This is a genomic window from Pseudomonas sp. 18.1.10 (assembly GCF_024655625.1).
In the GTDB taxonomy this organism is placed as follows: domain Bacteria; phylum Pseudomonadota; class Gammaproteobacteria; order Pseudomonadales; family Pseudomonadaceae; genus Aquipseudomonas.
Genome location: NZ_JANLGL010000052.1, coordinates 1 through 18997, shown reverse-complemented (window position 1 = coordinate 18997; position 18997 = coordinate 1). Strand labels below are relative to the sequence as shown.

Genomic DNA, 18997 nt, shown 5'->3' with positions numbered 1-18997 from the left:
CCCCTGGTGAAACCTTGGCTAAAGATATCGAGAACCCCTGCATCTCCACCTGTCAGCTCAGCGGCGATCTCTGCGTCAGCTGCGGGCGCAGCAAGGACGACATCCGTAAATGGAAAAAGATGAAACGCCCGGAGAAAATGGCCGCCGTGCAACGGGCGACCCAGCGTTTGAAGGCGCTGAAAAAGGCCAAGTAGCCGTCAGGTACGTCCTACCGAACCCGACACCGGAAGATTACCGAGCAACTTGAGGCCGGTGCTTTTCACAAAGGTGTCGTAGTCCATCGGCTTCTGGATGCGGGTTTCGGCGTTGGGCAGCACGTAGGCCCAGGCGCGTTTGGACGAGGCGTCGTACACCAGCTTGAACAGGCGCGTCGGCACCCACACCTGGTTGTTGCCAATGGTGCTGTAGCCGGCGTCGAACAGCGGGCCGGTGAACACATACACGTCGCCACCGGCACGCACGGCAAACTTGCGCACATCCGCCTCGACCTTGCTCCAGATCTTGCGGTTGTTGGTGGGGTCTTGCGGCACCATATTCGACAACGCGAAGGACTGGGCCATGGCATGCGCGCTAGGCGCATCGGCGGCCGGGGATTGGTGGCCACGGTCCACGGCCGGGTGCTGGCTGCGGTAGTCGCTCAACTCGGCGCGGCCACCTTTGGGAATGCGCGGGTCGGCGTAGAACTGGTTGGTGCGCTCCTCGCCCTTGGCGTCTTTCAATTGCGCGGCATTCAGGCGTTCGACCACCACCAGCGGGGTCTTGCTGGCCTGCGAATACAGCACTGCAAAATGATCGGAGCACAGCGCCAGGGGTTTCATGGCGGCAGGCACCGTGGCGGTGTTGATCGGTTTTGCGGCGGGAAACAGCTCGGTGCAACTGTCGAATGACAGCTGTTTTTGTTGCTGGGTATAGAGGTCTGACTGACTGCGGGCATTTGCCCCGGCGGAAAGCAAAACAAGGGCTGACAGCCCAACGGCAATTTTGCGTAGGTACATGGGTTAAATCTTCAGAAGAGAGTCAAGCGACAGGCTCCGGCAAGCGGAGCCAAGTGGATGATATTGCAGGGATTACTGACTACAGGATGTCAGATTAGTGCCCGACGGCTGCAGGTTTTCCCGCACCCCGCGCGCCCGGCTTGAAACCATGGCTCCGCGCGCCCCAGGCCAGCGCAAATGACAGCGCGATCAGCAACAGCATCGCCCACGGAAACGACGTCGCGCCCCAGGTCTCCAGCAACACCCCACCCGCCACGCCGCTGGCGGCAATCGCGCTGTTCCACGCCACCACATTCAGCGACAGCGCGACGTCAGCGCCCTCTCCCGCCGCATCGGCCAGGGCGGTTTGCAACAGGGTCGCGGCGCCGCCGAAGCTCAGGCCCCACACGGCGACACCGAGGTAAATCACTTGGGGCAGGTTGCCGAGCAGACCCAACGCCACGCTGACCGCGGCAAACGTCGCCAGGCTGACCAGCACCGTGTTGCGCAACAACGGCTCGACCAGCCGGGCCGTCAGCCAAATCCCCGCCAACGCGGCCACGCCAAACACCAGCAGCACCCCATCCACCCGCTCCGCCAAACCCGCTTGCGCCACGAACGGGGCGATGTAGGTGTACAGAATGTTGTGCGCCAGCATCCAACCAATCACCACCGCCAGCACTGGCCGCACACCCGGCGTGGTCAGCACCTGGCCGAGGGACACACGCTGATGCGCAGCCTGCGGTGGATAGTCCGGGACCTTTGCCAACACCCAAATAATCAGCCCCAACGTCAGCGCCGACATCAACCCGAACGTGGTGCGCCAGCCCATCAACCCACCCAGCCACGTACCCAACGGTACGCCCAGCGACAGCGCAATCGGCGTACCGACCATCGCCAGTGCCAGCGCCCTGCCCTGCTGGTGCGGCGCCACCATGCGCCGGGCGTAACCGGCCAACAGGCTCCAGGCCAATCCTGCCGCGACACCGGCAAAGAAGCGCGCGACCAGGGTCACCCCATAGTGGGACGACAGCGCCGTAATGGAGTTGAACAGCAGGAAACCGACGATGGTCAGCAGCAGCACATTGCGCCGCCGCCAGCCACGGGTCGCAATGGTCATGGGGATCACCGCGAGCACCGAGCCCAACGCATACGCAGTGACCATCTGCCCGGCCATCGACGGCGAGATCGCCAAGCCCTCGCTAATCAATGGCAGCAGGCCCGCGGGCAAGGTTTCGGTGACGATGCAGATAAAGCCGGTCATGGCCAGGGCGAGCAAGGCACCGATGGGCAGGCGTTCGGATGATGCGGATAAGCTGAGTGAGGGTGGCACGGGAAACTCCTTGGGCGACTTAGATACTGATCGATATAAATGTTGCGGGCGCCGGCAGCACGTTGTCAACGACTTATGTATCGACTAGTATTTATCTCGCTTCCCCCACCGGAGACCGCAAATGGCACAAATGGGCCGCCCCCGTAACTTCGACCGCGACCACGCCGTGGAGCAGGCCATGCACCTGTTCTGGCAACACGGTTACGACGCCACTTCCCTCGCCCAGCTCAAGGCGGGTCTGGGTGGCGGCATCTCCGCGCCGAGTTTTTACGCCGCGTTCGGCTCCAAGGAAGCCCTGTTCGACGAATGCGTGCAGCGCTACCTGGCGACCTACGCCCAAGTCACCGAATGCCTGTGGGACGAAACCCTGCTGCCGCGCCAAGCCATAGAGACCGCCCTACGCCAGTCGGCGCGCATGCAGTGTGAAGACGGGCACCCCAAGGGCTGCATGGTGGCGCTCGGTGTCATGAGTGCACCGAGCCCCGAGAATGCGCGGGTGGCGGATGCGCTCACGCAATCTCGGGTGCGCACGCGGGCGGGAATAGTGGCCTGTGTTGAGCGTGCGATCCGCGCCGGGCAATTGCCCGCTATGCCGAGCGGCGCAGCGATGGCAGCGGTGTTCGACAGCTTTTTGCAGGGCGTTTCGATCCTGGCGCGCGATAACGTGCCCCATGCCGTGATCGACGCGGCGATTACCCAACTGCTGCTGACCTGGGACGTCGCAGCCTCGGTGGTAGCGCCACGTATCAAGCAGCACTGACGGGCTGACATTCCGTAAAAAATCAGCAGGCCCATTGCCATCTCTATATAGTAACGCTTCGCATTAGCGGATTACCCAAGGAGCGTGCACCCTCTTGAAGACGGTGCGCGTCATCGTTCAGAAGGATCTTTATGCAAAGCTTTACTCTCTTCCCGGCACGCCTGTTCGGCATGCTGGCCGTGGTCGTTTGCGGGCTGTTCACTGCACAGGTGCAGGCCGACGACACCGACCACTCGCTCACCATTGAAAAAAACACCCAGTCTTATGTGGTTAACGCCGACGGCAGCTTTGTGCTCGACGTGGAAATGATCACCAAGATCAATGAAGAGCGCGCAATCAAACTGCACGCCCAGCGCCCCCTCGCCTTTAACCGCACCCTGGAAACCCTGAAGATCGTCGAGGCCTATACGCAAAAGGCCAGCGGCCGCAAAATCCGCGTGCAACCCAAGCAGATCAAGGAACAGCAGGAGCAGGCGTCGGCGGATGCGCCGATGTTCCAGGATTCGCGGGTCAAAGTGGTGATCTTCCCCGATGTGGCCGTGGGCGACCGCCTGGTCTTGCGTTATCAGCGCCAGCGCAACAAGCCGTTGTTTCCCCAGCAGTTCGAAGACATGAGCGCGCCGGACTTCTACCACACCGAGCAAACCAGCTTTTCCTACGATATGCCGGCGAACATGCCGCTGTACGCTGACGCCAAAGGCTACAAGGCGTCCACGCCTGCAACGGCACCCGGACGCAAGATCTATCGCTGGGACCTGCAGCCCAGCGAGAAATCCCGTATAGAAAACGGCGCTGTCGCTTACACCGACTACGGGCAATTCATGGCCGTATCGACGTTCGCCGACTACAAGCAATTTGCCCAAGCCTACGCTGCCCGGGCCCAGGTAGAAGTGACGCCCGCCATCACCCAACTGGCCAAGGAACTCACCGCCCAGCTCGACACGCCCCGCAGCAAAGCCCTGGCGCTGAGTGACTGGGTGCGCAAGAACATTCGCTACGTCGCCGTCTACGTCGGCGCCGGCGGCGTGGTGCCACACCCGGCGCAGGCCGTGCTGGACAACCGTTACGGCGACTGCAAAGACCATGTCGCCCTGCTCGAAGCCCTGCTCAAGGCCGCAGCCATCGAAAGCTCGCCCGCGCTGATCAACTTCGGCAACGCCTACGCCCTGCCCACCGTGCCAACGCTGGGGCTGCTCAACCATGCCATCACCTACGTGCCAAGCCTGGACCTGTACCTGGACTCCACCGCCACACCGCTTGCGGCCGGCTACCTGCCGATCCCGGAACTGGGCAAACCGGTACTGCTGACCCAGACCGGCGCACTGGAACGCACGCCGATCAGCCAGTTGAACAAGGTCGCTAACACGCTGACATTCAACGTCGCGGACAGCGGTGCCGCCGATTTCAACAACGTTTCGACCGTGGAAGGTTGGGGCGCGGAGTTCAATCGCTTCGTGTTCAAATCGATGCCCCCCGCCGACATGAAACAACTGACGCAGAAAATCCTCAGCATGTACGGCCAGTCCGGTGGTGGCGAGGTCGAAAGCGACTCACTGGAAGGCAACGCACCGACCTTCAAGTCTGTAATCAAGGGCCACACCGACAACCTGGTCAACCTGCCAGGCCCCACCGGCGTGCCGACCTTCTCCAGCCTCGCGGGCGGTATTTCCCAGAATGTGTTTGCGTTTATGGCCGAGAAAGAGCGCACCCAGAACTTCACCTGTCTCTCCGGGCAAATCTCGGAGCAGGCACGCTTCGACTTCCCCAAGACGGTCAACATTCTGGCGGTGCCCAAGGCGGTGTCGCTCAAGCACGGCGGCTTCGATTACCAGGCCACCTACGCCCAGGACGGCAACGGCGTGGTGGTCACCCGGAATTACCAGTTCAACCACACCGACGCACAGTGCAGCCCGCAGGATTTCATCGCGATGAAGCCGGCGATTGAAGGCATGGTCAATGATCTGAAAAGCCAGGTGATTGTGCAGACGCTGTAAGGGCAAGGTTCACGCGTGATGGACGTCGCGCGTGAACGGCCGGGTCAAATCCAAGGCAAAAAAAAGCCTGCATCTCTGCAGGCTTTTCTCTATCTGGCTCCACGACCTGGACTCGAACCAGGGACCCAATGATTAACAGTCATTTGCTCTACCAACTGAGCTATCGCGGAATGCGCCGTATGTTACTGATTAAAAAGAAGAAGTCAAGCATTGCGAGAAATTAACGCGGATCAACGGGTAAAGGTGCCTGCTCTTTGGCCAGGTCCAGCCAGGCCCGTGCAGCTGGCGGCAGGTGGGCGCTGGCGCGCCAGGCCAGGGCGATGTGCCAGTCGGTGTGGGGTTCGTCCAGAGGGATCAGGGCGATGCCGGCGTGTTGGTGCTTGTGCGCCAGCATCCGCGGTAGGAAGGCAACGCCCAGGCCTGCGGAGACCAGGTCGACGATAAAGTCGATCTGCCCGCTGCGGGCGGCGACGCGCGGGGTCACGCCTTTGCGTTCGCAGGCGGCGAGGATCTTGGCGTTCAGGGCGAAGCCGGCCTCGAACAGGATGAACGGCGAGTCGGCCAGGTCAGTGAAGTCGATGCGTGCGCGGCGTGCCAGTGAGTGGTCCACCGGCAACACGGCCATCAAGGGTTCGTTGCGCACCGGCTGGTAGTCGAAGACTTCATCCACGGGCAGCAGCAGGGCCGCCAAGTCAACCTCCCCCGCTTCCAGGCATTCACGCAGTTTCTTGCTGCCGTATTCGGTGAGTTCGATTTCGATATCGGGGTAGCGGCGGCGGTAGGTCGCAAACATCGCGGCGAACAGCACGCCGCAACCCACCGGCGGCAAGCCAATGCGCAGCACCCCACGCTTGAGGCCGCGCAAGTCGTTGATCTCGGCCACCAGGTCGGTGTGCTCGGCGAGTAGCACCAATGCTCGGCGATAGGTCATTTCGCCGGCGGCGGTCAGTTCATTGCGGTGTCCGAGACGATTGAGCAGCGGCATGCCCAGTTCGTCTTCCAGGGTCTTGACCGCCTTGCTGACCGTGGATTGCGTCAGGGACACCACCTCAGCCGCCTGGGAAAAACCGCCCTGGCGCACCACTTCGACAAAGGTGCGCAGCGTTCTGAGGTTCATCGGTATTCCTTTTGCGACTGGGCACTAGTTGAAAAAGTTGTTTTTATCATGCCAGAGCTTTGCTTATCGTGAACCCCCTTTTACCTGTGGAGTTCACGCCGATGATCATTTCGTCCGCTTCCGATTACCGTGAAGCCGCCCGACGCAAGCTGCCGCGCTTTCTGTTCGATTACATCGACGGTGGCGCCAACGCTGAGCACACGATGCGCGCCAACGGTTCGGATTTGGCGAATATCAGCCTGCGTCAACGCATCCTGCGCAATGTCGACAACCTGAGCCTCAAGACCACGCTGTTTGGCCAGGAGCTGGCGCTGCCGGTGATCCTCAGCCCCGTGGGCCTGACGGGCATGTACGCGCGTCGTGGCGAAGTGCAAGCAGCCAAGGCGGCGGCAAACAAGGGCATTCCCTTTTGCCTGTCCACGGTGTCGGTGTGCCCGATTGAAGAGGTCGCAGCGCAAAGCCCGCAGGCGATCTGGTTCCAACTCTATGTGCTCAAGGACCGCGGTTTTATGCGCAACGCCCTGGAGCGAGCGCAAGCCGCCGGGGTCACTACGCTGGTGTTCACCGTGGACATGCCCACGCCAGGGTCGCGCTACCGGGATGCACATTCGGGCATGTCCGGCCCCTTCGCCGCGTCGCGGCGCATGCTGCAGGCGGTCACCAAGCCGCAATGGGCCGTTGATGTCGGGCTGTTGGGCCGCCCCCATGACCTGGGCAACATCTCCAAATACCTGGGCAAACCCACCCATCTGGAAGACTACATCGGCTGGCTGGCCAACAACTTCGACCCATCGATCAGTTGGAACGACCTGGAGTGGATCCGTGATTTCTGGAAGGGCCCGATGATAATCAAGGGCATCCTCGACCCACAGGACGCCAAGGACGCCGTGAGCTTCGGCGCCGATGGCATTGTGGTCTCCAACCATGGCGGCCGGCAGCTGGACGGTGTGCTGTCGACCGCCAAGGCATTGCCGCCGATTGCCGAGGCCGTCGGTGATGACCTGACGGTATTGGTGGACTCGGGCGTACGCTCCGGGCTCGACGTGGTGCGCATGCTCGCCCTCGGGGCCAAGGCGTGCCTGCTGGGACGTTCCACCGTCTACGCACTGGCCGCCGACGGCCAGCACGGGGTGGAAAACCTGCTGGATATCTTCGCCAAGGAAATGCGCGTGGCCATGACGCTGACCGGCGTGACCTCGATCGATCAGATCGACCACACGACGCTGGTCGGCCAGTAGCCAAATAACTGGCGCCACCCTTTGCATTCGCACTGGAATGCCACTTACAGATGATTGATTTAAAAGGTGTTTTATAAAAATAAAACATTTGGCATGAATCTCGCTCTAACTCTTTTCAAGCAGGTTAGGCGATGACAAGACGTGTGGCAGTGCCCAGGGGTTATAACCCACTGCAAAGCGGTTTAAACTGTTTCCAATGTTTTACGGAACTGAGGGAACAGTACGACGCATGGCACTCGCCACTCTTATCGAGCCTGTAAGACAGTTAAGTGCTTAGAGGCTGACAGTTTATGAAAACACCGACCCAGACCCACGCCATCGACTTCGACAGTGCCAAGTTGCAACGCCTGGGTTTTGGTCAACCGTCCGTTCTGGCCCGCCGCCCCACCACGGTCGCCCAGCTGCGCCAGCAGTTGAGCATGCACTTGCAGACCAGCCTGGAACCGGAACGCATCCTCGGCCTGTTCTTTCGCGAGATCCAGCGCCTGGTCCCCCTCGACGCCCTCCAGTACCGCCACGAAGCCAGCGACCTGCGCCTGGAATTCGGCCATCGCGGTCATCATTCGGTGAGCTACGCGTTGAGCCATGAAGGTGAGCACCTGGGTGAGCTGGTGTTCCGCCGCAACCAGCGCTTGCAGGAAGAAGAACTGGGCCAGCTCGAATCCTTGCTGGCCACCCTGCTCTACCCGATGCGCAACGCCTTGCTCTACCGCGCCGCCACCCGCAGCGCCCTGCTCGACCCGCTGACGGAAACCGGCAACCGCATCGCCATGGACCAGACCCTGCAACGGGAAATCGACATGGCCCGCCGGCACCTGACCCCGCTGTCGCTGCTGATGCTGGACATCGATCACTTCAAGGTCATCAACGATACCCACGGCCATACCGCCGGCGACAGCGTGCTGCGCGCCGTGGCCCAGGCCATCAAGAACCAGCTGCGCAACGTCGATATGGTGTTCAGGTTTGGCGGGGAAGAGTTTCTGATCCTGCTGTCCAACACCGGCCGGGATGCGGCGGCGATGGTCGGCGAGCGCCTGCGCCAGGCGACACAAGCCCAGGATTATTGGGCCGATGGGGAAAGAATCGAACTGACGGTAAGCCTGGGTTGCTCGACCCTGCTGGCCGCAGAGTCGGCCGAAAGCCTGTTGCGCCGGGCCGACAGCGCCTTGTACGTAGCCAAGCGCGAAGGTCGCAACCGCTTGGCAATGGCGGGGTAAACCCCGCCATCACGGGTCACATCACGCTTCGCTGGCGACGCGCACCTGGCGCTCACGCACCACCGCTGGCGCTTTTTCTTTTTCCAGGCGCATGCAGCTTTCCAGGAACAGGTACATGTAGTCGTAGCTCTTGCACACGGCCTGGCGCAGCTCTGCCTGCAAGGCTTTGGTCGGGTTCATGCCGGCCAGGGTGCAGATGATTTCCAGCGCTTCCCACGGGTGGGCGTCATCGTACTGGGCATGCATCTTCAGCCACTTCATCGCACGCTTGCGGTCTTCCTCGGGGAAGGCGGCCGCGTAGACACCCGTCGAACACACCACGGCAGACCACTCCCCCGTCGCCCCTTCGATGGCGTAGTTGGTCGCGGCCACGGCCACGATCAACGAGTCGGCTGAGCTGGTGTGCCAGCACCAGTGGCTCAAGGCGTGCAGTTCCGGCGGGACGTTCTGCGCCTGCAACTCCTCCAGGCTGACGCCATGGGCGCGCGCCCAATGCACCCAATAATCGGCATGGTTCAACTCCACGCGAATATTGCGCATCAGCCAACGCCGCGCCATATCCTCCCCAGGATGGCGGGCAAACTTGGTCTTGGTGAGGTTCTGTGCCATGTACAAGGCAAACTGTTCAACCACGGGCCAGCCACCGATCAGGTAGTGACGCATGGTCTTGGCGCTGAGCGTGTTATCGCGCATGCGCTGGTACAGTTCGTGTTCGACAACGCGACGCTTGCTCTCGCTACAGTCCTGGATCAATTGCTGCGCCCAGGCGGGGTAACTCGAGGCTTCCATTAGCGGGCCGGTTCTGTTGAATGTGTCGATCACTATAAGGCTCCTTTTTAAGTGTGATAGTACAGACCAGCAGAGGTTTCAGCGGAATGTGCCGGGCGCCTTGAACAACAGAGGCTGCGGCCGCACAGGTCGACACTGCAAGCTGTCAAAGGTAAACAATTGCGGGCGCTCGATCAGATAGCCCTGAGCGTAGTCCACACCTATCTCAAGTAGAGCCTGTTCGATATGGGGTGTTTCAACAAATTCGGCAATTGTGCGCTTACCCATGACGTGGCCGATGTGGTTAATCACTTCGACCATGGCGCGGTTAATCGGGTCGTCCAGCATATCCTTTACGAAACTTCCATCGATCTTCAGGAAGTCTACAGGTAAATGTTTGAGATAAGCGAATGAGGACATTCCGGCACAAAAGTCGTCGAGGGAGAAGTGACAACCTAACGCTTTGAGTTCATTAATAAAGCGAATAGCGCTGCCCAGATTGGCAATAGCGCTGGTTTCGGTTATTTCAAAACAGATCATCGCCGGTGGAATACTGTAAGCCGCGAATTTCTCACGTAAAAAGCCGAGAAAGTCGTCATCGCCAATCGTAATGCCCGACAAGTTGATCGCACACATCGCCATCGGCCGCCCTGGGCGCTCGCGCATGCAGTTGGCGATGATCTTGAACACGTTCTCCACCACCCAGCGATCCAGCGACGTCATCAGGCCGTAGCGCTCTGCGGCCGGGATAAAGCTGTCGGGCAGAATAATGCGCCCCGCCTCGTCATGCAGGCGCAGCAGGATTTCAATATGGCCAGTGCCGCCATCGGTATGCCCCAGGGGCGAGATTTCCTGGGCGTACAGGCAGAAGCGGTTTTCTTCCAGGGCCATATGCAAGCGTTGCACCCAGGCCATCTCGCCAAAACGCAGGGACAGCTCCGAGTCATCGGCATGGTAGACCTGCACGCGGTTACGGCCCTTCTCCTTGGCCATGTAGCACGCCATGTCCGCCGCCCGCAGCGAAGTCTCCAGGGTGGTCGGCACGTGCGAAATATGCACCAGGCCAATGCTCACGGTGGTCATGAACGGCCGGCCCTTCCACACAAAATGCAGGCTTTGCACGGTATGGCGCAGGCTCTCGGCGATTTTTTCCGCCACCGGCGCCGGGCAGTTTTCCAGCAGGATGCCGAACTCATCGCCCCCCAGCCGGGCCAAGGTGTCGCCTTCGCGCAGGTCCGATTGCAGCAGCGCACAGATATGCCGCAACAACTCATCGCCGGCCGCATGCCCGCAGGTGTCGTTGACCAGCTTGAACTGGTCGAGGTCGAGGAACATCAACGCGTGCCGTGGGTTCGGCTGGCGCCCGACGTGATGCAACACCTGCTCCAGGCGGAACTCGAACTCGCGACGGTTGGCCAGGCCGGTCAAGGCGTCGTGGGTGGCCTGCCAGGACAGGTTGGCGATGTATTGACGCTCTTGCGTCATGTCGTGCAGCACCAGCACCGCACCACTGACCTTGCCGGCGCTGCGGATCGGCGCGCCGACCAGCGTCACCGACACCGTGCTGCCGTCCAGGCGCTGGATCAGCTTGGAGTGTTCACTGCCGCCACTGAGCTGGCCCTTGATGATGTGTTCGATGAGGGTAAAACCATCGGGCTCGGCGTTTTCATCGAGCAGATTGAACAGCGCAGCCAGGGGCAGGCCTTGGGCCTGGGCCGACTTCCAGTGGGTCAACGCTTCGGCGGCCGGGTTCATGTAGGCGATGGCGCCGTCAACGTCGGTGGTAATCACACCATCGCCAATCGACTCCAGCGTGATCTGCGCGCGCTCCTTTTCCGCCTGCAGCGCGTCGGCGAACGCATGGCGCTGGGTCAGCAGTTTGCGCGTGCGCAACAGCGCCAGCGCGATCAGGCCCAGGGCAGTGGCCAGGTTCGTGGTCAACAGCAGCCGCAGGATCATCCGCGAGCCTTCGCCCAAGGCATCACTGAAGGCCTTGGCGGCCGGGGTCACGCCGTCATTGATTGCAATGATGCGCGCCTTCCATTGCCGCACGTCGTTGCCGCTGAGGTGATCCGAGCGGATCGCGCGGTGCATCTCCTGGGCCAGGTCATCCAGTTGCACCAGGTAGCCGTCGCCCACGGTCCACAGTTCGATGGCTTTTTCCAGGTAGCTGAAATGACGGAAGTTGAGGTACAGCCAGATCAGGCTGGAGACATCATCGGGGTGGTTGCCGCCCTTGAGGATGCCCTGGCGGGCCGCGGCGATATCCGGGGTGGAATGGTCGAGGGCGATGCGCAATTCATGCCCGCCCTGAGGCACGGCGATGGCCTGCTGGTACTTGAGGAACGTGGCTTCGTCGCGGTTATCGGCGTAGAGGGTGAGGTAGTAGATCGCGTCCTTCTGGCCCTTGGACCACAAGCTTTCGCCTGCTACGTAGCCGCGCACTGCTGAAAGCACGTAGAGACTGACGCAGCCCAACAATGCCTGGAACAGCACGACGGCGATAAAGGGCCACACAATGCCCAGCAGCCGAGGCGTTCCGAGAGTCCGCTTTTGCTTCATGAAGTCCCTTGCACATGCACTGCTTGATACGCACGCGAACATCCGCTTCCGTTAGCACAGCCCAGTTCAAATCAACGTACTTGTTGCAAATGCCCATAGAGCTTGGCGTACAACCCACCTTCGGCAATCAACTGCTGATGGTCGCCATCCTCGGCAATGTGACCGCCGTCAAACACCAATACGCGATCTGCCTGCTTAACCGCCGACAAGCGGTGGGCGATGATGAGTGTAGTACGCCCACTGAGAAACCGCGCCAACGCCTGGTGCAGGTTGTACTCGGTGGCCGCGTCAAGGGCCGAGGTCGCCTCGTCGAGGATCACCACTTTCGGCTCCGCCAACACCATGCGCGCAATCGCCAGGCGTTGCCGCTGCCCACCGGAAAAACGCACCCCGGAACGCCCCACCACACTGTCCAAGCCCATCGGCAGAGCCTTGACGGTAGCATCCAGCTGGGCAATTTCCAGTGCCTGCCAGCAGGCTTGATCGCTGCGGGTGCGGCCCATGGTCAGGTTGGCGCGCACGGTGTCATTGAACAAGGCCGGATGTTGCAACACCACGGCGACGTTCTCGCGAATGGTCTCCAGGCCGATTTCCTGCTGGGTTGCACCGCCAAAACGGATACTCCCGGCCTGGGGCGTGTACAGCCCGAGCAACAGTTGCACCAGGGTACTTTTGCCGCCGCCGCTGGCACCGACAATCGCGACCTTCTCCCCCGGCGCAATGGCCAGGTTCAACTGGTCGAGCACCAGGTCTTCGCCGTAGCCGAAATCCAGGCCGCGCACTTCGATACCCACGGTTTCATGCCCGGTGAACGGGTCTGCACCCCCGGCGTATTGCGGCTCGTCGGCCCGCGCCAGCAGCTCGTTGATCCGCGTCAGCGCACCGCCCGCTGCGTAGTAGGCGTATTGCAGGTTGAGCAGTTGCTCCACCGGGCCAATCATGAACCACAGGTAGCTGAACACCGCGAGCATCTGGCCGATGGACAGGTCGGAAAACAACACCGTGAGCATCGCCGCGGCACGGAAGATATCGATGCCGAACTGGAACAGCAGGCCACTGGCTCGGCTGGAGGCGTCGGTTTTCCACTGCGAATGGATCGCGTAGTCACGCACTTCCTGGGCACGCTGGCCGAGGCGCCCGAGGAAAAAGCCCTGGCGGTTGCCCGCGCGCACTTCCTGGATGGCATCGAGGGTTTCGGTCAGCGCCTGGGTAAACCGCGAGGTGCTGTCGTTTTCCAGTTTCTTCAGGTGTTTGACGCGCTTGCCCAACTGCACGGTGGCGTAGATCACCAACGGGTTGAACAACAGGATCAGCAGCGCCAGCTGCCAATGCATCCACACCAGGATCGCGGACGTGCCGACCAGGGTGAGCATGGCCACGAGGAAGCGGCTGAGGGTTTCGCCGACGAACTTGTCGAGGGTGTCCAGGTCGGTGACCAGGTGCGTAGTGACCGTGCCACTGCCCAGGCTTTCGTATTCACCGAGGGAAATGCGCTTGAGCCGCTCGATCAGGCGCACGCGGATGCGGTACACAATGTCCTTGGCCAGCCGCGCAAACAACCGCGCCTGCACCACGTTGAACACCAGCGCGCCGCAGCGCAGGCACAAGGTCACCAACAGCATCAGGCCGATATACCCGGCGGCTTTCTGCCAGCCCAGCGGCAGCGCGTGGTTCATCACCTTCAGCGCGGCATCGCCGTGGCCCAGCAGGACTTCGTCCACCAGCAAGGGCAACAACAGCGGAATGGGCACGCTGCACAGCGTCGCCAGCACGGCAACGCCATTGGCGATCCACAGGGATTTCTTGTGACGCAGGGCCAGGCGGCGAATTTCCGCCCAGGTCAGCCGATCAGTGCGTTGAGCGGGTTCATGCACAGGTGGCTCGCTCCAGCCATCGACCCAACAGCGGCGAAAGCTCGGCCAGCGGCTGATAACCGTTGGTCAGCAAGGCCAACTGACCATTGCGCTCGGCCAGCAGCGTCGGGAAACCGGCGATGCCCAAGTCCTGCACCCAGGTGAAATCGGCTGCGGTAGCCGCATGCTGCTCGGCACGGTCGAACGCGCCGGCAAATTCGATACGCGGGATGCCCGCCTGCTCGGCCAGCTCCACCAGCACGCTGGCGAGGGTCACATCGCGGCCCTCGACATAAAACGCGCGCTGGATCAGCCCCAGCAAGGTCCACGCACAATCCGGCGCCAGGCTGCGCGCGGTGACGATGGCGCGGCACGCAGGCTCGGTGTCGTAGACAAAACCGTCAGGCAAAGCGCCTTCGCGCTTGAACGGCTGGCCGGTGGCGTCGGTGACGGCCTGCCAGTGTTCAAGGATATAGCGCCGGGTCGTCGGCTCCAGTGCCGCACCGCTGCCGGTGCGCAAGCCGCCCACCACCAGGTGCACGTCAACGCCGCCGGCGCGGGCCTGCTCCACCAGCGCTTCGGCCACCGGGGCGAACCCCCAGCACCAGGAACACATCGGGTCCATTACATAGAGCAGGCGCGCGGACATGGCTCAGGCCTCGGAAGGTGATTGCTTGTAGTTGAAGCCAATCGGGTGCGGCATATTGCGGGCCTTGGCCAGTTCAATCTGCTTCTGCCGGTCGATTGCGCTACGGCGGGTCTTCTCCGGCAGCTTATCCCAGCAATGTGGGCAACTGATGCCAGCGGCGTAGTGTTCAGATGCACGGTCTTCGGCGCTGATCGGCGTGCGGCAGGCATGACATTGATCGTAGTCGCCTTCGCTCAAGTCGTGGCGCACGGTCACGCGATTATCGAAGACAAAGCAGTCGCCCTGCCACTTGGTTTCTTCCTGCGGCACCTCTTCGAGGTACTTCAGGATGCCGCCCTTGAGGTGGTAGACCTCATCGAAGCCTTCGCTGAGCATGTAGCTCGACGCTTTCTCGCAACGAATGCCGCCGGTGCAGAACATGGCGACTTTCTTGTGCTTGGCCGGGTCGAAGTTGGCTTTGATATAGTCGGGAAATTCGCGAAAACTGGTGGTTTTCGGGTCGATTGCGCCTTCAAAGGTGCCGATCGACACTTCGTAGTCGTTGCGGGTGTCGATCAACAGCACTTCCGGGTCGCTAATCAACGCGTTCCAGTCCTGCGGATCAACGTAGGTGCCGACTTTCTTGTTGGGATCAACGCCTTCGACGCCCAGGGTCACGATCTCTTTCTTGAGCTTGACCTTGGTGCGGTAGAACGGCTGGTCGTCGCAGTACGACTCTTTGTGGTCGATATCGACCATGCGCGGGTCGTTCTTCAACCAGGCCATCAAGCCATCGATGCCTTCGCGGCTGCCGGAAACGGTGCCGTTGATGCCTTCTTCGGCGATCAGCAAGGTGCCTTTGATGCCGTTATCGACCATCGCCTGCAGCAGTGGCTCGCGCAGGGCGACGTAGTCTTCGAGGGTGACGAACTTATACAGTGCCGCCACGACAATCGGTTGAGTCATGGGTGTTCTCTCCAGGTGGCTACCCTCGTAAAGGGTGAACCGGATGCAAAAAAAACGCGCCGGCTAAGCGGCGCGTTGCGGATTCTATCAGGGATAACCCGTCAATGTCCGCCAGCGCAGGTCGGCGAGGCCGGGGCTGCGTCGATTTTCGCCCATTCTTCAGGCGTGTAGGTATGCAGCGCCAGCGCATGAAACTCGCTCATCAGGTCACCCAGGGTGGCGTAGACCGTCTGGTGGCGCTTGACGCGGTTAAGCCCTTCGAACTGCGGGCTGACCAGCACGGCCTTGAAGTGGGTCTGCAACCCACGGCTGTGCATGTGGCTTTCGTCCAGCACGCTCAAGTGCTCCGGGCTCAAGGCGGCGAGCGCCGTTTCGATACGCTGTTGCATGGTCATTCCTGCTTACTTCTTCTTGGCCGGGGCGGCGGCTTTTGGCGCCAGCTCGTTGGTCATGTCGTCCAACAGCTTGTTCACCACCGGCACGGCGCTTTCCAGCTTGGCCTGGGTCATCTGGGCCGATTGCTGGGTCAGTTGCGGCATTTTTTCCAGGACTTTCTTGCCCAGTGGAGACTGGTAGAAGGCAACCAGGTCCTTGAGTTCGGATTCGCTGAAGTTGGTGGTGTAGAGCTTGACCATGTCCGGCTTCAGCTTCGGCCAGCCGATAGCCTGGTCCAAAGCAGCGTTGGCCTTGGCCTGGTAGCTGTCCAGTACGGACTGCTTGGCGGCAGGCGCCTTGGTCTGTTCGAAACGCTGGGCGAACATTTGCTGCACTTGCATGTACACCGGGGTACCCAGCTTGTCGGCATGGGCCAGGGTAAGGAAGGCTTCGGCACTGGCGTTGTGGCTGGCGGTATCGGCAAGAACCTGGCCGCTGGCGCAAACCAGAGCAACCGCGGTACAGATGGCACGAAGACGAGTCATCGAGTTTCCTTTTCTAGCAGGCGAGGTAAGACCCCAAGGGCGCCCATTCTGCGCCTAAAAAACCTCGCGGCTCAACCCCGCGCCTTGCCGGGCAGGGATTCTCGAGGGATGAACCCGATGAAACGTCTTTTGGGGAACCCCATTGGCCAATCAAGGCCTAAACTGCGCAAACCGCTATCAAGGAGAGTGCCCGATGAGCCGTATCGAAACCGACAGCCTGGGAGAAGTCCAAGTCCCGGACGACGCTTACTGGGGCGCACAGACCCAACGCTCGCTGGTGAATTTCGCCATCGGCGAGCAACGCATGCCGCTGCCGGTATTGCACGCCCTGGCCCTGATCAAAAAAGCCGCCGCACGGGTCAACAACCGCAACGGCGACTTGCCCGCCGACATCGCCCGCCTGATCGAACAGGCCGCCAACGAAGTGCTGGCAGGCCAGCATGACGACCAGTTCCCCCTGGTGGTGTGGCAGACCGGCAGCGGCACCCAGAGCAACATGAACGCCAACGAAGTGATCGCCGGCCGCGCCAACGAACTGTCGGGCAAACCCCGTGGCGGCAAGAGCCCGGTGCATCCCAATGACCATGTAAACCGCTCCCAGAGCTCCAACGACTGCTTTCCCACGGCGATGAGCATTGCCGCCGTGCAAGCGGTGCACCAGCGCTTGTTGCCGGCGATTGCCACCCTGTCCGGCGGCCTCGCCGAACAGGCGGCGCAGCACATGAAGCTGGTGAAGACCGGCCGCACCCACATGATGGACGCCACGCCGATCACCTTCGGCCAGGAACTCTCGGCGTTTATCGCCCAGCTCGACTACGCCGAACGCGCCGTGCGCAGCGCTCTGCCCGCCGTGTGCGAGCTGGCCCAGGGCGGTACGGCGGTGGGCACCGGCCTTAACGCGCCCCATGGCTTTGGCGAAGCGATTGCCTCCGAGCTGGCGGCGCTGTCGGGTTTTCCTTTCGTCACCGCGCCGAACAAATTTGCCGCCCTCTCCGGCCATGAGCCGCTGGTGACCCTGCACGGCGCGCTGAAAACCCTGGCGGTGGCGCTGATGAAAATCGCCAACGACCTGCGCCTGCTGGGCTCCGGCCCGCGTGCCGGGTTCGCCGAGGTCAAGTTGCCGGCCAACGAGCCCGGCAGTTCGATCATGCCGGGCAAGGTCAACCCGACCCAGTGCGAGGCGCTGTCGATGCTGGCCTGCCAGGTGCTGGGCAATGACGTGACCATCGGCATTGCCGCCAGCCAGGGGCATTTGCAGCTGAACGTGTACAAGCCGGTCATCATCCACAACCTGCTGGAATCGATCCGCCTGTTGGCCGACGGCTGCAATAACTTCCAGGAGCATTGCATCGCCGGCCTTGAGCCCGACGCCACGCAAATGGCCGATCACCTGGAACGCGGGCTGATGCTGGTGACAGCGCTCAATCCGCATATCGGCTACGACAAATCCGCCGAGATTGCCAAGAAGGCCTACGCCGAAGGGCTGACGCTGCGGGAAGCAGCCCTGGCGCTGGGCTACCTCACCGATGCCGAGTTCGACCAGTGGGTACGCCCGGAAGACATGCTGGGCGCTTAAGACGCCATGCGTAACCGCCGGGCCTTGAGCCCGGCAATCAACGACGGCGCCAGCGCCACGGTCGCCGAACCCAGCACCACCACCAACGCCCCGGCATAGCCCAGGGCGTTGATGTCTTCGGCCTGCACAAAGTCTGGCCACCACCAGGCTGCCAAGGCCACCGCGACAAAAGTCACCAACGGCGTGAGCGCCAGGGTCGCGCTGACCCGCGAGGCTTCCCAATGCGCCAGCGCCTCGGCAAACGCGCCGTAGGCCACCAGGGTGTTCATGCAGCAGGCCAGCAACAGCCAGCCTTGCAGCGGGCTCAGGTCCAGGGCTTCCAGCGGATGCGCCCACGGCGTGAGCAACACCGCGCAGCACAGGTAGATCACCATCATCACTTGCAGCGAATTCCACACCGTCAGCAACTGCTTCTGGCCCAGGGCGTAGAACACCCAAATAGTGGTGGCCAGGAGGATGGTCAGCACGCCAGCGGTGTATGCGCCAAGGGACGTCAGCAACTCTTCCAAGCGCTGATTGAAGAACAGACCAAAGCCGCAGACCAGCACGATCAGACCGACCACCTGCCCCAGGCTGAAACGCTCCTTGAATACAAACACGCTGGCGATCATCAGAAAGATCGGGCCCATCTGCACCACCAGTTGCGCGGTGCCAGGGCTGAGCATCTTCAGGCCCACCAGATACAGCACGTAGTTGCCCACCAGGCCGCACACGGCCATGCCCACCAGCCAGCCGCCCTTGGGGCCCAGCCCATTGAGACGGGGCAAGCGCTTGCTCAGCGCCAGGTAGACGAACAGGCAACCGCCGGCGACGGTCAGGCGAAACCAGGTGACGGTGATCGGGTCCATCACCTGCAGCACCTGCTTGAGTTTGATCGGCAGAATGCCCCAGAGAAACGCGGTCAGCAGGGTCAGGAGAAAGCCATAGACCCAGCGGCCGGAAGAGATGTGCATGAGTGCCCCAGAAGCCAGAGGAAGTGGAGCGGGCATTCTAGGGGCAAGAACACGAATCGCGATACGCTGCAGTTCAAATGTGGGAGCGGGCTTGCTCGCGAATGCGATGTGTCAGTCACTGAATATGCTGGCTGACAC

At 61.6% G+C, this 18997-nt stretch carries 17 protein-coding genes and 1 tRNA gene; 6 read left to right on the top strand and 12 right to left on the bottom strand.

Annotated elements, in window-relative coordinates; genetic code table 11:
* Positions 1-14: 14 nt before the first annotated feature.
* Positions 15-194, top strand: coding sequence for a DUF1289 domain-containing protein (locus NUV89_RS11810; RefSeq protein WP_017735392.1), 180 nt, complete (start codon positions 15-17; stop codon positions 192-194).
* A 3-nt stretch (positions 195-197) separates the two neighbouring features.
* On the opposite strand, the gene NUV89_RS11805 is transcribed toward NUV89_RS11810, so the two are convergent.
* Complete coding sequence (locus NUV89_RS11805) at positions 198-995, bottom strand: DNA/RNA non-specific endonuclease (protein WP_257781439.1); 798 nt, start codon at positions 993-995, stop codon at positions 198-200.
* Between the two features lie 94 nt (positions 996-1089).
* Positions 1090-2307 carry an MFS transporter gene (locus NUV89_RS11800; RefSeq protein ID WP_257781438.1) on the bottom strand — a complete coding sequence of 406 codons (1218 nt, stop codon included), beginning with the start codon at positions 2305-2307 and terminating at the stop codon, positions 1090-1092.
* Positions 2308-2428: 121 nt separating this feature from the next.
* On the opposite strand from NUV89_RS11800, the gene NUV89_RS11795 reads away from it, so the two are divergent.
* Together NUV89_RS11795 and NUV89_RS11790 are read left to right on the top strand one after the other, a co-directional pair.
* On the top strand, positions 2429-3067 hold the full coding sequence (locus tag NUV89_RS11795; RefSeq protein ID WP_257781437.1) for a TetR/AcrR family transcriptional regulator: 639 nt from the start codon (positions 2429-2431) through the stop codon (positions 3065-3067).
* A 131-nt stretch (positions 3068-3198) separates the two neighbouring features.
* Positions 3199-5061 (top strand): DUF3857 and transglutaminase domain-containing protein, encoded by a 1863-nt coding sequence (locus NUV89_RS11790; RefSeq protein WP_257781436.1) that lies wholly within the window; start codon positions 3199-3201, stop codon positions 5059-5061.
* 94 nt (positions 5062-5155) lie between these two features.
* On the opposite strand, the gene NUV89_RS11785 is transcribed toward NUV89_RS11790, so the two are convergent.
* Together NUV89_RS11785 and NUV89_RS11780 are read right to left on the bottom strand one after the other, a co-directional pair.
* A tRNA-Asn gene (locus NUV89_RS11785) sits at positions 5156-5231 on the bottom strand.
* Positions 5232-5281: 50 nt separating this feature from the next.
* A complete protein-coding gene (locus NUV89_RS11780; RefSeq protein ID WP_257781435.1) occupies positions 5282-6178 on the bottom strand; it encodes a LysR family transcriptional regulator in 897 nt (298 codons plus the stop codon).
* A 101-nt stretch (positions 6179-6279) separates the two neighbouring features.
* On the opposite strand from NUV89_RS11780, the gene lldD reads away from it, so the two are divergent.
* Positions 6280-7416 carry an FMN-dependent L-lactate dehydrogenase LldD gene (gene lldD, locus NUV89_RS11775; RefSeq protein ID WP_257781434.1) on the top strand — a complete coding sequence of 379 codons (1137 nt, stop codon included), beginning with the start codon at positions 6280-6282 and terminating at the stop codon, positions 7414-7416.
* Positions 7417-7706: 290 nt separating this feature from the next.
* Positions 7707-8633 carry a GGDEF domain-containing protein gene (locus NUV89_RS11770; RefSeq protein ID WP_257781433.1) on the top strand — a complete coding sequence of 309 codons (927 nt, stop codon included), beginning with the start codon at positions 7707-7709 and terminating at the stop codon, positions 8631-8633.
* Positions 8634-8654: 21 nt separating this feature from the next.
* On the opposite strand, the gene NUV89_RS11765 is transcribed toward NUV89_RS11770, so the two are convergent.
* The 7 genes from NUV89_RS11765 to NUV89_RS11735 all read right to left on the bottom strand — a co-directional run bounded on the left by NUV89_RS11765 (position 8655) and on the right by NUV89_RS11735 (position 16330).
* A complete protein-coding gene (locus NUV89_RS11765) occupies positions 8655-9455 on the bottom strand; it encodes a TenA family transcriptional regulator (RefSeq protein WP_026136616.1) in 801 nt (266 codons plus the stop codon).
* Positions 9456-9500: 45 nt separating this feature from the next.
* Positions 9501-11963: an EAL domain-containing protein gene (locus tag NUV89_RS11760; RefSeq protein ID WP_257781432.1), complete on the bottom strand. Its 2463-nt coding sequence runs from the start codon at positions 11961-11963 to the stop codon at positions 9501-9503.
* Positions 11964-12034: 71 nt separating this feature from the next.
* The gene (locus tag NUV89_RS11755) at positions 12035-13837 is read right to left on the bottom strand and encodes an ABC transporter ATP-binding protein (RefSeq protein WP_257781431.1); all 1803 of its coding nucleotides are present in this window, start codon (positions 13835-13837) and stop codon (positions 12035-12037) included.
* Positions 13830-14432, bottom strand: coding sequence for a DsbA family protein (locus NUV89_RS11750; RefSeq protein WP_257781454.1), 603 nt, complete (start codon positions 14430-14432; stop codon positions 13830-13832). The genes NUV89_RS11755 and NUV89_RS11750 overlap by 8 nt, the downstream gene beginning before the upstream one ends.
* 36 nt (positions 14433-14468) lie before the next feature.
* Positions 14469-15410 carry a rhodanese-related sulfurtransferase gene (locus tag NUV89_RS11745; protein WP_124525801.1) on the bottom strand — a complete coding sequence of 314 codons (942 nt, stop codon included), beginning with the start codon at positions 15408-15410 and terminating at the stop codon, positions 14469-14471.
* Positions 15411-15511: 101 nt separating this feature from the next.
* Positions 15512-15805 (bottom strand): BolA family transcriptional regulator, encoded by a 294-nt coding sequence (locus tag NUV89_RS11740; RefSeq protein ID WP_257781430.1) that lies wholly within the window; start codon positions 15803-15805, stop codon positions 15512-15514.
* Positions 15806-15811: 6 nt separating this feature from the next.
* Entirely contained in the window at positions 15812-16330 is a 519-nt protein-coding gene (locus tag NUV89_RS11735) for a DUF2059 domain-containing protein (RefSeq protein ID WP_017735405.1), read from the bottom strand.
* 193 nt (positions 16331-16523) lie between these two features.
* Between NUV89_RS11735 and NUV89_RS11730 the strand changes: the two genes are divergently transcribed.
* Complete coding sequence (locus NUV89_RS11730; protein WP_257781429.1) at positions 16524-17906, top strand: class II fumarate hydratase; 1383 nt, start codon at positions 16524-16526, stop codon at positions 17904-17906.
* On the opposite strand, the gene NUV89_RS11725 is transcribed toward NUV89_RS11730, so the two are convergent.
* A complete protein-coding gene (locus NUV89_RS11725; protein WP_257781428.1) occupies positions 17903-18859 on the bottom strand; it encodes a DMT family transporter in 957 nt (318 codons plus the stop codon). The two genes, NUV89_RS11730 and NUV89_RS11725, sit on opposite strands and share 4 nt — an antisense overlap.
* Positions 18860-18997: the final 138 nt, after the last annotated feature.